This is a genomic window from Streptomyces luomodiensis (genome assembly GCF_031679605.1).
In the GTDB taxonomy this organism is placed as follows: domain Bacteria; phylum Actinomycetota; class Actinomycetes; order Streptomycetales; family Streptomycetaceae; genus Streptomyces; species Streptomyces luomodiensis.
In genome coordinates this window covers 4265766-4282572 of the sequence record NZ_CP117522.1, presented here as the reverse complement: position 1 = coordinate 4282572, position 16807 = coordinate 4265766, and the positions used below count along the sequence as shown (strand labels likewise).

General features: G+C 72.2%; 13 protein-coding genes. 4 read left to right on the top strand and 9 right to left on the bottom strand.

From position 1 onward, the window contains the following. From PS467_RS17940 to deoC, 4 genes are all read right to left on the bottom strand, one after another. Positions 1-1026, bottom strand: a complete 1026-nt coding sequence (locus PS467_RS17940) for an amidohydrolase family protein (RefSeq protein WP_311036134.1) — start codon at positions 1024-1026, stop codon at positions 1-3. Positions 1027-1161: 135 nt separating this feature from the next. Beyond that, positions 1162-2037: an aldehyde dehydrogenase family protein gene (locus tag PS467_RS17935; protein WP_311036133.1), complete on the bottom strand. Its 876-nt coding sequence runs from the start codon at positions 2035-2037 to the stop codon at positions 1162-1164. Further along, positions 2034-3518, bottom strand: coding sequence for an aldehyde dehydrogenase family protein (locus PS467_RS17930; RefSeq protein ID WP_268972578.1), 1485 nt, complete (start codon positions 3516-3518; stop codon positions 2034-2036). The genes PS467_RS17935 and PS467_RS17930 overlap by 4 nt, the downstream gene beginning before the upstream one ends. Before the next feature lie 6 nt (positions 3519-3524). Then, positions 3525-4520 carry a deoxyribose-phosphate aldolase gene (gene deoC / locus PS467_RS17925; protein WP_311039891.1) on the bottom strand — a complete coding sequence of 332 codons (996 nt, stop codon included), beginning with the start codon at positions 4518-4520 and terminating at the stop codon, positions 3525-3527. 92 nt (positions 4521-4612) lie between these two features. Between deoC and PS467_RS17920 the strand changes: the two genes are divergently transcribed. Continuing rightward, positions 4613-5269 (top strand): PH domain-containing protein, encoded by a 657-nt coding sequence (locus PS467_RS17920; RefSeq protein WP_268972577.1) that lies wholly within the window; start codon positions 4613-4615, stop codon positions 5267-5269. 120 nt (positions 5270-5389) lie between these two features. Here PS467_RS17920 and PS467_RS17915 read toward each other — a convergent pair whose 3' ends face one another. The 3 genes from PS467_RS17915 to PS467_RS17905 form a co-directional block, all read right to left on the bottom strand. Beyond that, the gene (locus PS467_RS17915; RefSeq protein ID WP_311036132.1) at positions 5390-7096 is read right to left on the bottom strand and encodes a phospho-sugar mutase; all 1707 of its coding nucleotides are present in this window, start codon (positions 7094-7096) and stop codon (positions 5390-5392) included. 1636 nt (positions 7097-8732) lie between these two features. Further along, a complete protein-coding gene (locus PS467_RS17910) occupies positions 8733-9554 on the bottom strand; it encodes a purine-nucleoside phosphorylase (protein WP_268972575.1) in 822 nt (273 codons plus the stop codon). A gap of 253 nt (positions 9555-9807) precedes the next feature. Next, positions 9808-10245: a gamma-glutamylcyclotransferase family protein gene (locus PS467_RS17905; protein WP_030843724.1), complete on the bottom strand. Its 438-nt coding sequence runs from the start codon at positions 10243-10245 to the stop codon at positions 9808-9810. A gap of 154 nt (positions 10246-10399) precedes the next feature. On the opposite strand from PS467_RS17905, the gene PS467_RS17900 reads away from it, so the two are divergent. Both PS467_RS17900 and PS467_RS17895 read left to right on the top strand, forming a co-directional pair. Next, positions 10400-11848 (top strand): NAD(P)H-quinone dehydrogenase, encoded by a 1449-nt coding sequence (locus tag PS467_RS17900; protein WP_268972574.1) that lies wholly within the window; start codon positions 10400-10402, stop codon positions 11846-11848. Between the two features lie 137 nt (positions 11849-11985). Next, entirely contained in the window at positions 11986-12969 is a 984-nt protein-coding gene (locus PS467_RS17895) for a DeoR/GlpR family DNA-binding transcription regulator (RefSeq protein WP_432280747.1), read from the top strand. 21 nt (positions 12970-12990) lie between these two features. Here the strand turns inward: PS467_RS17895 and PS467_RS17890 are convergent, their stop codons facing one another. Further along, on the bottom strand, positions 12991-13584 hold the full coding sequence (locus tag PS467_RS17890; protein ID WP_311036130.1) for a TetR/AcrR family transcriptional regulator: 594 nt from the start codon (positions 13582-13584) through the stop codon (positions 12991-12993). 147 nt (positions 13585-13731) lie between these two features. On the opposite strand from PS467_RS17890, the gene PS467_RS17885 reads away from it, so the two are divergent. Further along, positions 13732-14910: an alpha/beta hydrolase gene (locus tag PS467_RS17885; RefSeq protein WP_311036129.1), complete on the top strand. Its 1179-nt coding sequence runs from the start codon at positions 13732-13734 to the stop codon at positions 14908-14910. 132 nt (positions 14911-15042) lie between these two features. Here the strand turns inward: PS467_RS17885 and PS467_RS17880 are convergent, their stop codons facing one another. Further along, the gene (locus tag PS467_RS17880) at positions 15043-16791 is read right to left on the bottom strand and encodes an acetyl/propionyl/methylcrotonyl-CoA carboxylase subunit alpha (protein ID WP_311036128.1); all 1749 of its coding nucleotides are present in this window, start codon (positions 16789-16791) and stop codon (positions 15043-15045) included. Positions 16792-16807: the final 16 nt, after the last annotated feature.

The window sequence follows — 16807 nt, the reverse complement described above, 5'->3', positions numbered from 1 at the left end:
TCAGCGGTCCTGCTTCTTCAGCAGCGCGTCCAGGCGAGGGTAGACAGTGCGGGCGTTACGTTCGAATATGTCGGCCAGATCCTCCGTGGAGAGCCCGGCGGCCTCGGCGTAGCGGCGGGTGTCGTCGAAGTGCCGGCCGGTACGGGGGTCGACGGAGCGGACGGCGCCGATCATCTCCGAGGCGAAGAGGATGTTCCGGGCCGGGATGACCTCGTAGAGGAGGTTGCTGCCGGGCTGGTGGTAGACGCACGTGTCGAAGAACACATTGCCCAGGACGTGCTCCTCCAGGGCCGGCTTGCCGAGCGCCATCGCCAGGCCGCGGAACCGGCCCCAGTGATACGGAACGGCACCGCCGCCATGCGGGATGATCAGGCGCAGGGTGGGGAAGTCGGCGAACAGGTCGCCCTGCACCAGCTGCATGAACGCCGTCGTGTCGGCGTTGAGGTAGTGCGCCCCGGTGGTGTGGAACGCCGGGTTGACGCTGGTGCTCACATGCACCATCGCCGGGACGTCGTACTCCACCAGCTTCTCGTAGACGGGGTACCACGAGCGGTCGGTCAGCGGCGGGGCCGTCCAGTGGCCGCCCGAGGGATCGGGGTTGAGGTTGACCGCCACGGCCCCGTACTCCTCCACGCAGCGGGTGAGCTCGGGCACGCAGGTGGCCGGGTCGACGCCGGGCGACTGCGGAAGCATCGCGGCCGGGACGAAGCGCTCCGGGTAGAGCCGGCTGACGCGGTAGCACAGCTCGTTGCAGATGGCCGCCCACTCGGCGGAGGTGTCGAAATCACCGATGTGGTGGGCCATGAAGGACGCGCGCGGCGAGAAGACGGTCATGTCGATGCCGCGTTCGTCCATCAGGCGGAGCTGGTTCGGCTCGATGCTCTCGCGCAGCTCGTCGTCGCTGATGCGGAGGTCGGCGCGGGCGGGGGAGAGAGCGGGGTCGGTGAGTCCGTTGATCTGCTGGGTGCGCCATGCCTCCAGCGCCGGCGGCGCGGTGGTGAAGTGGCCATGGCAGTCGATGATCATTCGCTGTTTTCCTTCGTGGCGTGGGGTCTCTCGCAACCTAACTGTTGATGAAATTGTTGACAATATGTGCGACGAAAAAGACCCCCGCGATGTCCGGAAGTCACGGACGCCGTGAGGGTCGGGGAGTGGGCTCGATCAGACGCCCATCGGATGCCAGACGGTCTTGGTCTCCAGGAAGGCGAGGAGACGGCCGGTGCCGGGGTCGGCCGCCCAATCCACAGGCTGTGGACGGAGGACGCGCTTGAGGTTCTCCGCGGCGGCCTTCTCCAGCTCCACCGCGAGCTCCGCATCCGCGCCGGCCAGGTCGATCGCGTTGACGTCCTGGTGCGCGGCGAGCGGGACGGCGATCTCCGCGGTCCTGCCGGAGAGCAGGTTCACCACCCCGCCGGGCAGATCGGAGGTGGCCAGGACCTCGGCGAGGGAGAGCGCGGGCAGCGGGGCGCCCTCGGCGGCGACGACCACGGCCGTGTTCCCGGTGACGATCGCCGGGGCGATCACCGACACCAGGCCGAGAAACGAGGATTCCTGGGGCGCCAGGAGCGCGACCACGCCGGTCGGCTCGGGGGAGGAGAGGTTGAAGTACGGCCCGGCCACGGGGTTGGCCGACCCGGCGATCTGGGCGATCTTGTCGGACCAGCCCGCGTACCAGACCCAGCGGTCGATCGCGGCGTCCACGGCGGCGGTGGCCCCGGCCCTGCTCAGCCCCTCGCCCTCGGCCACCTCGCGGATGAACTGGTCCCGGCGGCCCTCCAGCATCTCGGCGACGCGGTAGAGGATCTGGCCCCGGTTGTAGGCGGTGGCCCCGGACCAGCCGCCGAACGCCTTGCGCGCGGCGACGACCGCGTCCCGGGCGTCCTTACGGGAGGCCAGCGGGGCGTTGGCCAGCCACTGGCCCTTCGTGTCGGTCACCTCGTACACCCGCCCGCTCTCGGACCGGGGGAACTTGCCCCCGACGAACAGCTTGTAGGTCTTGAGCACGGAGAGCCGGTCGTTGCGGTCAGACTGCTTCATCGGTCGCGCTCTCCTTCTCGCTCGCTGCGCTCGCTCGTCGGTTCGGCTGCTCCGGCGAGGTATGCCTCCAGGCCGTGGCGACCGCCCTCGCGGCCGTAACCCGACTCCTTGTAACCGCCGAACGGGGAGGCCGGGTCGAACTTGTTGAAGGTGTTGGACCAGATCACACCGGCCCGCAGCTTGTTCGCCATGGCCAGGATGCGCGAGCCCTTCTCCGTCCAGATGCCCGCCGACAGGCCGTAGGGGGTGTTGTTGGCCTTGGCCACGGCCTCGTCGGGGGTACGGAAGGTCAGCACCGACAGCACCGGGCCGAAGATCTCCTCACGGGCGATCCGGTGGGCCTGGGTGACGCCGGTGAAGAGGGTGGGCGCGAACCAGTAGCCGTGGCTGGGCAGTTCGCACTCCGGCGCCCAGCGCTCGGCCCCCTCGGCCTCGCCCGCGTCGGCCAGCGCACGGATACGGGCCAGCTGCTCGGCGGAGTTGATGGCGCCGATGTCGGTGTTCTTGTCCAGCGGATCGCCCACCCGCAGGGTGCGCATCCGGCGCTTGAGCGCGTCCAGCAACTCCTCCTGGACGGACTCCTGGACCAGCAGGCGGGAGCCCGCGCAGCAGACATGGCCCTGGTTGAAGAAGATGCCGCCGATGATGCCCTCGACCGCCTGGTCGATGGGGGCGTCGTCGAAGACGATGTTCGCGGCCTTGCCGCCGAGCTCCAGGGTGACCTTCTTCCGCGTACCGGCGACGGAACGGGCGATGGCCTTGCCGACCTCCGTGGAGCCGGTGAAGGCCACCTTGTCGACCCCGGGGTGGGCGACCAGCTCGGCGCCGGTCGAGCCGTCGCCGGTGACGATGTTCACCACGCCCTTGGGCAGCCCGGCCTGCCGGCAGATGTCCGCGAAGAACAAGGCGCTCAAAGGCGTCGTCTCGGCGGGCTTGAGGACGACCGTATTGCCGGTGGCGAGCGCCGGGGCGACCTTCCAGGCCAGCATCAGGAGCGGGAAGTTCCAGGGGATGACCTGACCGGCCACGCCCAGGGGCCTGGGGTCGGGTCCGTAGCCGGCGTAGGCCAGCTTGTCGGCCCAGCCCGCGTAGTAGAAGAAGTGGGCCGCGACCAGGGGCAGATCGGCGTCACGGGACTCGCGGATCGGCTTGCCGTTGTCCAGCGACTCCAGGACGGCCAGCTCGCGGGAGCGCTCCTGGATGATCCGCGCGATGCGGAAGAGGTACTTGGCGCGCTCCGAGCCCGGGAGCGCGGACCAGGTCGCGAACGCCTTACGGGCGGCCTTGACGGCGCGGTCGACGTCCTCGGCGCCTGCCTGGGCGACCTCCGAGAGGACCTCCTCGGAGGAGGGGGAGAGGGTCTTGAAGACCTTGCCGTCGCCCGCCTCGCCGAACTCCCCGTCGATGAACAGCCCGTAGGACGGGGCGATGTCGACGACCGCGCGGGACTCCGGCGCGGGTGCGTACTCGAAAACTGGCATGGCGTATCAGTCCACCGTCACGTAGTCGGGACCGGAGTACCGGCCGGTGCTCAGCTTCTGGCGCTGCATCAGCAGATCGTTGAGCAGGCTGGAGGCGCCGAAGCGGAACCACTGCGGGGAGAGCCACTCCTCGCCCAGCGTCTCATTGACCATCACCAGGTACTTGATGGCGTCCTTGCTGGTGCGGATGCCGCCCGCGGGCTTCACGCCCACCTGCACACCGGTGGCGGCGCGGAAGTCGCGCACCGCCTCCAGCAGGACGAGGGTGACGGGCGGGGTCGCGTTGACGGCCACCTTGCCGGTGGAGGTCTTGATGAAGTCCGCGCCCGCGAGCATCGCCAGCCAGGAGGCGCGGCGGACGTTGTCGTACGTCTGGAGTTCACCGGTCTCGAAGATGACCTTGAGGTGGGCGGCGGTGCCGTCCTCGCGGGCACAGGCGTCTTTCACCTGCCGGATCTCCTCGAAGACCTCGAGGTAGCGGCCGGAGAGGAAGGCGCCGCGGTCGATCACCATGTCGATCTCGTCCGCCCCGGCGGCCACCGCGTCCCGGGTGTCGGCCAGCTTGACCGGCAGCGCGGCCCGGCCGGAGGGGAAGGCCGTGGCGACGGCGGCCACCTGGATGTCGCTGCCCCCCAGGGCCTCCTTGGCGGTGGCCACCATGTCGCCGTAGACGCAGATCGCCGCGACCCGGGGGACGGTGCGGTCGGTGGGGTCGGGGTTGAGGCCCTTGGCGCACAGGGCCCGGACCTTGCCCGGGGTGTCCGCGCCCTCCAGGGTCGTCAGGTCGATCATCGAGATCGCCAGGTCGATGGCGTACGCCTTCGCCGTGGTCTTGATCGAGCGGGTGCCGAGGGTCGCGGCACGGGCCTGGAGGCCGACCGCGTCGACGCCCGGCAGGCCGTGCAGAAAGCGGCGCAGGGCGCTGTCGCTCGCGGTCACGTCCGCCATCGACGCGAGTCGCTCCGCGGCCTCTTCGCCGTATGCGGGAACTGTGGTGGGCATGGTCACCAGATGAGCATATCTACGCGCGTAGCCGGATGTCACCCCCGGCTCCGGAATCCCGTGCACCGGGCGGGTGGTGCACAATCGGGCGCATGACGAGCCCGGACGACGACGCAGCCCCCGCCGCCTCCCCCGCCCCCGAGACGTACCCGGACCGGGTCTACCGCTCCACCGGCGGGATCGCGGGCGGCGTGCTGCTGCTCGCGGTCGGCGGCTGGCTGGGCATCGACGCGATGATCCGGGGCGAGGGGCGGATTCCGTGGCTGGCGCTGGCCGGGCTGCTGTGCGCGGTGCCGGTGGTGATCGCCTTCACGGTGCGCCCGGCGGTGTACGCGGGGCAGGACCGGCTGCTCGTCCGCAACCCGTTCCGCACCATCACGCTGCCCTGGGCCTCGGTCGAGGGCCTGCGCGCCGGCTACACCAGCGAGGTGCTGGCGGGCGGGGCCACGTACCAGCTGTGGGCCATCCCGGTCTCCCTGCGTCAGCGCAAGCGGGCCGCCCGGCAGCAGGCCAGGGCGGCCTCCGAGGACCCCTTCGGCAGTACGTCCGCCCATGTCGCGGCGGGCAGGGCCGAGGAGGACCGGCGGGCCCCCTCCGACGCGGCGATCGGCGATCTGCGCGAGATGGCCGAGACCAACGCCCAGCGCGAGGGCGCCCAGGGGGCGCCCGAGGTGCGGTGGGCGTTCGAGGTCATCGCGCCGACGGTGGCGGGGGCGGTGCTGCTGGGGGTCATGCTGGCGATCGGCTGAACCGGCCTTCGGCCGGACCGGCTTGCGGTTGCGCCGACCTTCGGCCGGACCGGCTTCCGGCTGGGCCGGCCCTCGGCCGAACCGATCTCCGGTCGGACCGGCCCTCGCCCGGACCGGACCTCAGATGCCGGTCGCGGCCGAGAGGTCCTTCTTGAGGCTGGACAGGACCGACTCCGCCGTGGCACGGGCCGGGGCGAGCGCGTCGGCGGAGGGGACGTCGACGACCGCTTCCAGGTAGCACTTCAGCTTCGGCTCGGTGCCGCTGGGGCGGACGATCACGCGCGCGCCGCGGACGTTTCCGTTGCCGGCGAGCTGATAGCGCAGGCCGTCCGTCGGCGGCAGCGTCTCCGTCCCCTGCGACAGGTCCTCCGCCGAGGTCACGGCGAGCCCCGCGAGTTCGGTGGGCGGCTGTTCGCGCAGCCGCTTCATCGCGGTGCCGATCAGGGAGAGGTCCTGGACGCGGACCGACAGCTGGTCGGTGGCGTGCAGACCGTGGGCGATCGCGATGTCGTCCAGCAGGTCACCGAGGGTACGGCCCTGCTCCTTGAGCTCGGACACCAGCTCGGCGACGAGCAGCGCGGCCGTGATGCCGTCCTTGTCGCGTACGCCCTCCGGGTCCACGCAGTAGCCGAGCGCCTCCTCGTAGGCGTAGCGCAGCCCGTCCACGCGGGCCAGCCACTTGAAGCCGGTCAGCGTCTCGGCGTACGGAAGCTCGGCGTCCGCCGCGATCCGGGAGAGCAGCGACGAGGAGACGATCGTGGTCGCGACGGCGCCGCGGGCGCGCTTGTGGACGAGGTGGGTGGCGAGCAGGGCGCCGACCTCGTCCCCCCGGAGCATGCGCCAGTTGGCGACGTCCGTGGGGGCCGTGGGATTCGTGGTCGTCGGTACGGCGACGGCGCAGCGGTCGGCGTCCGGGTCGTTGGCGATGATGATGTCCGGAGCGGCCTTGCGGGCCGTCGCGAAGGCCAGGTCCATCGCGCCCGGCTCCTCCGGGTTGGGGAACGCGACGGTCGGGAACGCCGGGTCGGGCTCGGCCTGCTCGGGGACCACCGTGGGCGCGGGGAAGCCGGCGCGGGCGAAGGCGGCGGTGAGCGTCTCGCGGCCCACGCCGTGCAGCGGGGTGTAGACGACGCGGGCGTTGCGCGGGGAACCCGGGGTGAGGACGGCGTCGGTGCGGGCCAGATACGCCTCGAGGACGTCGTCGCCCAGCGTCTCCCAGCCGGTGTCCGGGCGGGGGACGTCGTTCAGGCTGCCGATGGCGGCGATCTCGGCGGCGATGTCGGCATCGGCGGGCGGGACGATCTGGCAGCCGTCGCCGAGGTAGACCTTGTAGCCGTTGTCGCGGGGCGGGTTGTGGCTCGCGGTGACCTCGATACCGGCGACGGCACCGAGGTGGCGGATGGCGAAGGCGAGGACGGGGGTGGGGAGGGGGCGGGGCAGGAGCGCGGCGCGGAAGCCGGCACCGACCATGACGGCGGCGGTGTCGCGGGCGAAGTCGGCGCTCTTGTAGCGGGCGTCGTACCCGATGACGACGAGGCCGTCCTGCTGCGCTTGCCGCGCTTGCCGCGCTTGCCGCTGCTTGCGGAGGTAGGCGGCGAGACCGGCGGCGGCGCGGATGACGACGGCGCGGTTCATGCGCATGGGTCCGGCACCGAGCTCACCGCGCAGACCGGCGGTGCCGAACTGGAGCGTGCCGGAGAACCGTTCGGCGAGCTCGTCGAGCGCGTTGGCCCGGAGCAGCTTGCTGAGCTCGTCGCGGGTCTCGGGGTCGGGGTCCTCGGCGAGCCATGTGCGGGCCTGGGCGATGAGGTCGGACTCCGTGGCCATGGGGGGCCTCCTGGGGGGTGGTCGTTTTCGGGTGCGGGTGCGGGTGTTTGGTGGTTGCCCGGGGGCGGGGTTGCCCGGGGGCGGGGTTGCCCGGGGGCGCGGTCGGTTGTGTGGGTGGGTGCGGGTGCGGGGCCTCCGGGGCGGGGTCCTGGACCGTATATTTACGGCGCCGACGACAGTTGAGCGTGGGGTGGGCCGGAGATTGGCGCCACAAATACACGTAAGCGTCCAGGACCCCGCCCCTCCGACCCCGCCCCCTCCCGCCTCGTCGGCGTCCGCACCCCGGTGGTCCCCGGCGCCGTCCGGTGCCGGGTCCGCCCGGTGGCGCGGGTGCCGGGCGGGGGTGGGCAGGTCCCCGCTTCCCTCCCGTCTCGTTGGCGTCCGCGTCTCGGTGGTCCCTGGTGCCGTTCGGTGCCGGGTCTGCCAGGTGGCGTGGGTGTCGGGCCGGGGGTGGGCAGGTCCCTGTCCTTTCGCGTCTCGTTGGCGTCCGCGCTTCGGTGGTCTCCGGTGCCGTTCGGTGCCGGGTCTGCCAGGCGGCGTGGGTGTCGGGCCGGGGGTGGGCAGGTCCCTGTCCTTTCGCGTCTCGTTGGCGTCCGCGCTTCGGCGGTCTCCGGTGCCGTTCGGTGCCGGGTCCGCTCGGTGGCGTGGGTGCCGGGCGGGGGTAGGTACGTCCCTGTCCTCTCGCGTCTCGTTGGCGTCCGCGTCTCGTTGGCAACGAGCGCCTGCCCGGTGGCGTCAGCTTCGCGAGTGGGTGCGGTCCGGCCCCCCTCTCGCCGTCCTGCGGCTCTCCGCCAGTGGCACTGGACCCGGCAGCGGCCGTGCCCCGGTGACGCGGTAGCTGGTCCTCCTCTCGCAGGCTCTGGCCCGTGGCAGGGCCATCGGAGTGGAGTTCTCGTCAATCGGACCCACCCCCGCCCAGTGCCCGTGCCACCCGGCAGGTGCCCGATGCCACCGGCGGGGAGTCGCCGACGGACGGGTGGGGCGGGGCCGTACCCGTCCCGTCCAGCGCCTGCGCCGCCGGGGGCCGGAGACGAGGCGGGTGGGTGCGGGGTGGCGCCCCCAGCGCCTGCGCCGCCGGGCGTACCCGGGCCGGACAGGTGCCCGGGACCACGGGGTGCGGTTGCCGACGAGGCGGGTGGGTGCGGGGGCGCACCCCGCGCCGCCGGGCGAAGCCCCCACCGGGCAGGTGCCCGGGACCACCGGGGCGCGGTCGCCGACGAGAGGGGAGGGGGCGGGGACGTGCCCACCCCCGCCCGGCACCCGCGCCACCGGGCGTACCCGGGGCCGGGCAGGTGTGTGGGGTCACCGGCGGGTGGCCGCGAGACGGCGGGAGGGGGCGGGGTCGGAGGGGCGGGGTCCTGGACGCTTACGTGTATTTGTGGCGCCAATCTCCGGCCCACCCCACGCTCAACTGTCGTCGGCGCCGTAAATATACGGTCCAGGACCCCGCCCCGGAGGCCCCGCACCCGCACCCACCCCGTAAGCGGCTGCGAGCCCGGGGTAACCCCGGTTCCGGGGCCCCGTGCCTGCCCGCGCTGCGCTGTTCAGTTGGCAGAGGGGTGAGTACCCGCGCAGTGCGCCGTGACGCCGCCGCGCAGGAGTCCCAGCCCCGGAGTGGGTCGCCCGGCCGGCGAGGTCATAGGCGGTCGAGGACCTGGGCGAGCAGGCTGCCCATGCGGGAGGCGGAGTCGCGGCCGGCCTGGAGGACCTCCTCGTGGTTGAGGGGTTCGCCGGTCATGCCGGCCGCCAGGTTGGTGACCAGGGAGATGCCGAGGACCTCCGCGCCCGCCTCCCGCGCCGCGATCGCCTCCAGGGCGGTGGACATCCCCACCAGGTCGGCCCCCAGCGTGCGGGCCATGTTGATCTCGGCGGGGGTCTCGTAGTGCGGCCCGGGGAACTGGGCGTAGACGCCCTCCTCCAGGGTCGGGTCGACCTGCCGGCACAGGGCGCGCAGTCGCGGTGAGTAGAGGTCGGTGAGGTCGACGAAGTTGGCGCCCACGATCGGGGAGGTGGCCGTGAGGTTTATGTGGTCGCTGATCAGTACCGGCTGGCCGGGGTGCATGCCCACGCGGAGGCCGCCGCAGCCATTGGTGAGGACGATGGTCTTGCAGCCGGCGGCGACGGCGGTGCGGACACCGTGCGCGACGGCGGCGACACCGCGGCCCTCGTAGTAGTGCGTACGGCCGAGGAAGACCATCGCCCGCTTGTCGTTGATCCGGTACGAGCGGATCCGGCCCGCGTGGCCCTCGACGGCGGGCGGCGGGAAGGCGGGCAGCTCGGTGACGGGGAACTCGTGCTCAGGTGTCCCGAGAGCGTCGGTGGCGGGTACCCAGCCGGAGCCCAGGACCAGGGCGACGTCATGGGTATCCGCGCCGGTCAGCTCGCGCAGGCGGGTGGCGGCGGCGTCGGCCGCGGCGTGCGGGTCGTCCTGGTTGTCCCAAGTAACTGATGCGTTCACGCGCACGAGGGTAGCCGGTTGTGGCCTACGCGCGTAGACGAACGGCGACGAGGTGTTCGGATCGTTGTATTCGGTGTTCCCGGTTCGCTGCTTCAGGGGTTCCGGCCAGCGGTCCCAGCCGTTCCCGGCCAGCGGTCCCAGCCGTTCCCGGCCAGCGGTCTCAGCCGTTCCCGGCCAGCGGTCTCAGCCGTTCCCGGCCAGCCGCCTCAGCCGTTCCCTGCCCGTCGTCTCAGCCGTTCCCGGGCCGCCCCCATCAGCAGGGCCGCTTGCGCAGTTCCATCACATAGTCGTGCGGCGCGCCCGCCGATTCCGCGGCGTCGGCGATCTCGCCGAGGTAGCGGGCCGAGGGGAGGCCGCCCTCGTAGCCGTTGAGGACGTAGAGCCAGGCGGGTTCGTCGCCGTCCAGGGTGTGGACGCGGATCCGCATCCGGCGGTAGATGTCGAGGCCGACGCCCTCCCAGCGGTCCATGGAGTCCTCGTCCATGGGCGCGATGTCGTAGAGGGCGACGAAGACCTGGGAGCGCGGCGCCTCCACGATGGTGGCCAGGGCGCCCTCCCACCCCATCTGCTCACCGCCGAAGGTGAGGCGCCAGCCGTTGATCCAGCCCGTACCGCGCAGCGGTGAGTGCGGTGCGCGGCGGGACATCAGCCGCGCGTCGAGGTTGCCGGCGTACGCGGCGTAGAGCGACATGGGTGAGAGGGTACGGGAGAGGGGCGGAGGGCCCCTCGGGGTGGGAGCTTCAGGGGAGCTTGGGGCGACTTCGTACGTCGGGCGTGGTCCGAAACCTCCCGAAGTCGCCGCCCGGAACACCCCGGACTGAAGTCGGCCGCACCGGTGCGGGACAATGGAGCATGTGACTCGGATCGTGATCATTGGTGGCGGACCCGGCGGCTATGAGGCGGCGCTGGTCGCCGCGCAGCTCGGCGCGGAGGTGACCGTCGTCGACTGCGACGGTCTGGGCGGGGCGTCGGTGCTCACCGACTGTGTGCCGTCGAAGACGTTGATCGCCACCGCTGAGGTCATGACGACCTTCGACTCCTCCTATGAGGAGCTGGGGATCATCGTCGCCGACGATACCCCGCCGCTGGAGCAGGCGGCCCGGGTGGTCGGCGTGGACCTCGGGAAGGTCAACCGCCGGGTGAAGCGGCTCGCGCTCGCCCAGTCGCACGACATCACGGCCTCGGTCACCCGGGCCGGCGGCCGGGTGATGCGCGGCCGCGGGCGGCTGGAGCCGCAGCAGTCGCTGGACGGTTCGCGGCGGGTGATCGTGCGGGCCGCGGACGGTACCGAGCAGACGCTGGTGGCGGACGCGGTGCTGGTGTCGACCGGTGCCCATCCGAGGGAGATCCCGGACGCGCAGCCGGACGGTGAGCGGATCCTGAACTGGACGCAGGTGTACGACCTCGACGAGCTCCCCAAGGAGCTGATCGTGGTCGGTTCCGGTGTCACGGGCGCGGAGTTCGCGGGTGCCTACCAGGCGCTGGGGTCGAAGGTCACGCTGGTCTCCAGCCGGGACCGGGTGCTGCCGGGCGAGGACCCGGACGCGGCGGCGGTGCTGGAGGACGTCTTCCGGCGCCGGGGGATGAACGTGATGTCCCGGTCGCGGGCGCAGGCCGCCAAGCGGGTGGGGGACCGGGTGGAGGTCACGCTCTCGGACGGGCGGGTCATATCCGGTACCCACTGTCTGATGGCGGTCGGCTCGATCCCGAACACGGCGGGCATCGGCCTGGAGGAGGCCGGGGTCAAGCTCGCGGAGTCGGGGCACATCCTGACCGACAAGGTGTCCCGGACCAGCGCGCCGGGCGTCTACGCGGCCGGTGACTGCACCGGGGTGCTGGCGCTGGCGTCGGTGGCGGCGATGCAGGGCCGGATCGCGATGTACCACTTCCTGGGGGACGCGGTGGCCCCGCTGAACCTGAAGACGGTGTCCGCGAATGTCTTCACCGACCCCGAGATCGCCACGGTCGGGTACTCCCAGGCGGATGTGGACAGCGGGAAGATCGACGCCCGGGTGGTGAAGCTGCCGCTGCTGCGCAATCCGCGGGCGAAGATGCAGGGCATCCGGGACGGCTTCGTGAAGATCTTCTGCCGGCCGGGCACCGGCATCGTGGTCGGCGGGGTGGTGGTGGCCCCGCGGGCGAGCGAGCTGATCCACCCCATGTCGCTCGCGGTCGACAACAACCTGACGGTGGAGCAGATCGCCAACGCCTTCACGGTCTACCCCTCGCTGTCCGGTTCGATCGCCGAGGTGGCCCGGCAGTTGCACACCCGGAAGACGCAGGAAGAGTCGTAGACCCGGTCCTTATAGCACTTCGTGCCCTCACAGATGAACAACTTCTGCTAATTGGTGCAAGCTGCTGAAAACAGACGGTCGTTGGCGTTACTGTCAGTTTCGTGTTCGCTGCAGAACGTCGCCAATTGATCCTTGAAATGGTGCGCGCGAACGGAGCGGTGTCGCTCCGGGAGCTCGCCCGCGTCGTCCAGACCTCCGAAGTGACCGTACGGCGTGATGTGCGGGCGCTGGAGGCAGAAGGACTGCTCGACCGCCGGCACGGCGGTGCGGTGCTGCCGGGCGGATTCACCAGGGAGTCCGGCTTCCCGCAGAAATCCCATCTAGCGACCGCGGAGAAGACGGCCATCGCCGATCTCGCGGCCGGTTTCGTCGACGAGGGCGAGGCCGTCGTCGTCGGCGCCGGAACCACCACGCAGGAGCTGGCCCGCCGGCTCGCGCGGGTTCCGGGGCTGACCGTGGTCACCAATTCCCTGCTGGTCGCACAGGCGTTGGCGCATGCCAACCGGGTCGAGGTCGTGATGACCGGCGGCACCCTGCGCGGCTCCAACTACGCCCTGGTCGGCAGCGGCGCCGAGCAGTCCCTCCAGGGGCTGCGGGTCTCGCGCGCCTTCCTGTCCGGCAGCGGGCTGACCGCCGAGCGCGGCCTGTCCACCTCCAACATGCTCTCGGCCAGCGTCGACCGGGCGCTGGTCCAGGCGGCGGCGGAGGTGGTCGTGCTCGCCGACCATACGAAGCTGGGCACCGACACCATGTTCCAGACGGTGCCCACCGATGTGATCACGCGGCTGGTGACCGACGAGCCGCCCGCTCATGACGACCGTGCACTGACCGAGCTCCAGGCCCTCGCGGACCAGGGGGTTCAGATCGCCGTGGCCGGGCCGGGCGCGGGGTCCGGCCCGGCCGGCGGGGGCGAGGGCGGCGGTGCGGCGGGGCGGCAGTCGGGGCGGCTCGGCCCGTCCCAGGGCCGGAGCGGCGGCGAGGAGGGCCTGCCGCTGCCGGGGCCGCGCCGTAACCACCCCCATCCGCCGGGCGGCTCCGGCTCGGCCCAGCTGCGCAGCGCGGTGCCGCTGGCGGAGCAGCAGCCGGGGCGGGTGGCGGATCTGGCGCCGCGCCGTCGCTAGGCCGGACGGGACCCGGGCGTGTCAGCGGGCCTTGAGACCGGTGAAGGCCATCGCCAGCAGCCGGTCGGCCAACTCCGGGTCGTCCGGCGACTGCTCCACGGCCAGCGCGATCGCGTTGGTGAGCTGCATCAGATCGGCGATGACGACATCGGACCGTACGGCACCGCTCTGCTGGGCGCGGGCGAGCAGTTCGCTGCCCGCCTCGCGCAGCGGCAGACCGCAGCCGCGGGACAGCTCCGAGGTCTCGTCCGCCGAGCACGCCATCAGGGCCCTGGAGAGCCCGCGGTAGGTGCTGGCGTGGTCGACGATCGCGCGCAGCCAGTCGATCAGCGCCTGGCACGGCAGCGGCGCCTTGGCCAGCTCGCGGGACCGCTCCAGCAGGGCGCATATCTCGCCCTGGAAGACCGCGCCCATCAGCACGGTGCGGTTGGGGAAGTGGCGGTAGAGCGTGCCGATGCCGACGCCCGCGCGGCGTGCGATGTCCTCCAGCGAGGCATCGGTGCCGTGCTGGAGGAAGGCCGTGCGCGCCTCGGCCAGCAGCCGTTCGTAGTTGCGGCGCGCGTCGGCGCGCATGGGGCGCGGTGGCGTCTGCGCCGTGGCTGTCTCGATCGCCATCGCGGTCCTCCCTGCCGTGCCTGCCCGTGAGTCAAGCATGCCATTTCGTGCCCGCGGGCACGCCCTGGCCAGGCAATGCGGACACCGCGATCGCCCCCAAACGGGGCGTCGGCATCGTGCGTTGCGGTCCGCCGGAGTGGAAGAACGATGGGACTGACCAGTCGATCACTCGAATATGTGATGATCGCCCTCGCCGTGGGCTGTGCGGGGCTGACGCTCTGGCTGTGGCCGCGCTTCGCGGGCCGGGGCGTACGGGCCTGGCTGGGCCGGCTGGCCTCCCTCGCCGTGACCCAGTGCGCCGGGGTGGCCGCCCTGGCCCTCGCGGTGAACACCACCTTCCAGTTCTACGGGTCCTGGGGCGAACTGCTGGGCGAGGACGACGCGCCACCGGCGGCCCTCGCCCCGGTGCGGGGCGGCGCCGCCGGGGCGGCCGGGGTGCCGGGCGGGCTGGTGCGGCCCGCCCCGCCGCAGGGGCTGGACGCGGTGCACGGACTGCCGAGCGGACCCTCCGGCCGGACCGGCAAGGTCGAGTCGGTGCGCATCCTGGGCCGCCGCAGCCAGGTGGCCAACCCGGCGTACGTCTATCTGCCGCCGCAGTACTTCCAGCGCCAGTACGCCCGGCAGCGCTTCCCCGTGATCGTGGCGATCAGCGGCTACCCCGGCGGATCCTTCCTGCTGGCCCAGCATCTGCGACTGCCCCAGACCGCCGGCGGTCTGATCCGGGCCGGCGCGTTGCAGCCGGCGGTGATCGTGATGGTGCGGCCCACGGTCGCCCCGCCGCGCGACACCGAATGCGTGGACGTCCCCGGCGGGCCACAGGCCGAGACCTACTTCGCCCAGGACCTGCCCGAGGCGCTGCGGGGGCACTACCGGATCGGCCATGACCCCAGCGCCTGGGGCATCCTGGGCTACTCCTCGGGCGGCACCTGCGCGCTCCAGCTGACCCTGCGTCACCCGCGCGTCTACAGCGCGGCCGCGGCCCTCTCGCCCGACTACCGGGTGGTCAACGACCCCACCACAGGCGACCTGTTCGGCCCCGGACCGGAGGGCGAGCGCAGACGGCGGGGGCACGATCTGCTGTGGCGGCTGCGCCATCTGCCCCAGCCGCAGGTGTCGGTGCTGGTGGCCGCCAGCCGCCGGGGCGAGTCCGGGTACGGCCCCACCCGGGAGTTCCTGGCCGCCGTCCGGCCGCCGATGAGCGCGCAGTCGATCATTCTGGACCGGGGCGGCCACAACTTCCGCACCTGGCGCCGTGAGCTTCCCACGGCCCTGCGGTGGATGAACGGTCAGCTGACCTTCCCCCAGGACGTGGTGCGCGGCCGCTGACCCGGCCCGGCGGCCGGACGGCAAACGGCGGGCCCCGGCCGGAAGCGTCCGGCCGGGGCCCGCCGTGCTGGTGCGGTGGGGCGGGGCGCTCCTCTGGAGGTCAGTCCTCGAAGCCCAGCCCTCGTCCCAGGCTCAGTCCTTGATTTCGCAGATGACCGCGCCCGAGGTGATGGACGCGCCGACCTCGGCGGTCAGGCCCTTGACGGTGCCCGCGCGGTGGGCGTTGAGGGGCTGCTCCATCTTCATGGCCTCCAGGACCACGATGAGGTCGCCCTCGGCCACGGTGTCGCCCTCGGCGACGGCGACCTTGACGATGGTGCCCTGCATCGGAGAGGCCAGGGCGTCACCGGAGGCGGCGGAGCCCGACTTCTTGACCGCCTTGCGCTTGGGCTTCTTCGAGCCGCCCGCCGGGGCGGTGGCCACGCCCAGGGAGGCGGGCAGCGACACCTCCAGGCGTTTGCCGCCGACCTCGACCACGACGGTCTCGCGGGCGGTGGGCTCCTCGGCCTCGTCGGTCCCGGTCGGGGTGAACGGGGCGATCGTGTTGTGGAACTCGGTCTCGATCCAGCGGGTGTGGACCGTGAACGGCTCGCTGGTGAACGCCGGGTCCTTCACCACCGCCCGGTGGAACGGAATGGCGGTGGCCATGCCCTCGACCTGGAACTCCGCCAGCGCCCGAGCCGCCCGCTGAAGCGCCTGCGCACGGGTGGCACCGGTGACGATCAGCTTGGCCAGCAGCGAGTCCCACGCCGGACCGATCACACTGCCCGACTCGACCCCCGCGTCCAGCCGCACACCCGGCCCGGCCGGCGGCACGAACGAGGTCACGGTGCCGGGGGCGGGCAGGAAGTTGCGGCCCGGGTCCTCACCGTTGATCCGGAACTCGAACGAGTGGCCCCGCATCGGCGGGTCGTCGTAGCCGAGGGCCTCGCCGTCGGCGATGCGGAACATCTCCCGGACCAGGTCGATCCCGGTGACCTCCTCGGTGACCGGATGTTCCACCTGAAGCCGGGTGTTGACCTCCAGGAAGGAGATCGTGCCGTCATTGCCGACCAGGAACTCCACCGTCCCGGCGCCCACGTAGCCGGCTTCCTTGAGGATGGCCTTCGACGCCTGGCGCAGCTGGGCGTTCTGGTCCTCGGTCAGGAAGGGGGCCGGGGCTTCCTCGACGAGCTTTTGGTGGCGGCGCTGGAGGGAGCAGTCACGGGTGGAGACCACGACCACGTTGCCGTGGGTGTCGGCCAGGCACTGGGTCTCCACGTGGCGGGGCTTGTCCAGGTAGCGCTCGACGAAGCACTCGCCGCGGCCGAAGGCGGCGACGGCCTCGCGGACGGCGGAGTCGTAGAGTTCGGGGACTTCTTCCATGGTGCGGGCGACCTTCAGGCCGCGTCCGCCGCCGCCGAAGGCGGCCTTGATGGCGATGGGCAGGCCGTGCTGCTCGGCGAAGGCCACGACCTCGTCGGCGCCGCTGACCGGGTCGGGGGTGCCGGCGACCAGGGGGGCGCCGGCGCGCTGGGCGATGTGGCGGGCGGCGACCTTGTCGCCCAGGTCGCGGATGGCCTGGGGCGGGGGGCCGATCCAGGTCAGGCCGGCGTCGAGGACGGCCTGGGCGAAGTCGGCGTTCTCGGAGAGGAATCCATAGCCGGGGTGGACGGCGTCGGCGCCGGACTCGGCGGCCGCGGCCAGGACCTTGGCCTGGTCGAGATAGCTGGCCGCCGGGGTGTCACCGCCCAGCGCGTAGGCTTCGTCGGCCGCGCGCACATGCACAGCGTCCCGGTCCGGATCGGCGTAGACGGCAACGCTCGCGATCCCGGCATCCCGGCAGGCACGGGCAACACGGACAGCGATCTCGCCGCGATTGGCGATGAGCACCTTGCGCACGATGGCTCCCTCCTTG

Excerpts from the sequence above, each read along its gene's own strand:
- PS467_RS17940 (WP_311036134.1), bottom strand. The coding sequence starts at position 1,026 with ATGATCATCGACTGCCATGGCCACTTCACCACCGCGCCGCCGGCGCTG.
- PS467_RS17935 (WP_311036133.1), bottom strand. The coding sequence starts at position 2,037 with ATGAAGCAGTCTGACCGCAACGACCGGCTCTCCGTGCTCAAGACCTAC.
- PS467_RS17930 (WP_268972578.1), bottom strand. The coding sequence starts at position 3,518 with ATGCCAGTTTTCGAGTACGCACCCGCGCCGGAGTCCCGCGCGGTCGTC.
- deoC (WP_311039891.1), bottom strand. The coding sequence starts at position 4,520 with ATGCCCACCACAGTTCCCGCATACGGCGAAGAGGCCGCGGAGCGACTC.
- PS467_RS17920 (WP_268972577.1), top strand. The coding sequence starts at position 4,613 with ATGACGAGCCCGGACGACGACGCAGCCCCCGCCGCCTCCCCCGCCCCC.
- PS467_RS17915 (WP_311036132.1), bottom strand. The coding sequence starts at position 7,096 with ATGGCCACGGAGTCCGACCTCATCGCCCAGGCCCGCACATGGCTCGCC.
- PS467_RS17905 (WP_030843724.1), bottom strand. The coding sequence starts at position 10,245 with ATGTCGCTCTACGCCGCGTACGCCGGCAACCTCGACGCGCGGCTGATG.
- PS467_RS17900 (WP_268972574.1), top strand. The coding sequence starts at position 10,400 with ATGGAGCATGTGACTCGGATCGTGATCATTGGTGGCGGACCCGGCGGC.
- PS467_RS17895 (WP_432280747.1), top strand. The coding sequence starts at position 11,986 with ATGGTGCGCGCGAACGGAGCGGTGTCGCTCCGGGAGCTCGCCCGCGTC.
- PS467_RS17890 (WP_311036130.1), bottom strand. The coding sequence starts at position 13,584 with ATGGCGATCGAGACAGCCACGGCGCAGACGCCACCGCGCCCCATGCGC.
- PS467_RS17885 (WP_311036129.1), top strand. The coding sequence starts at position 13,732 with ATGGGACTGACCAGTCGATCACTCGAATATGTGATGATCGCCCTCGCC.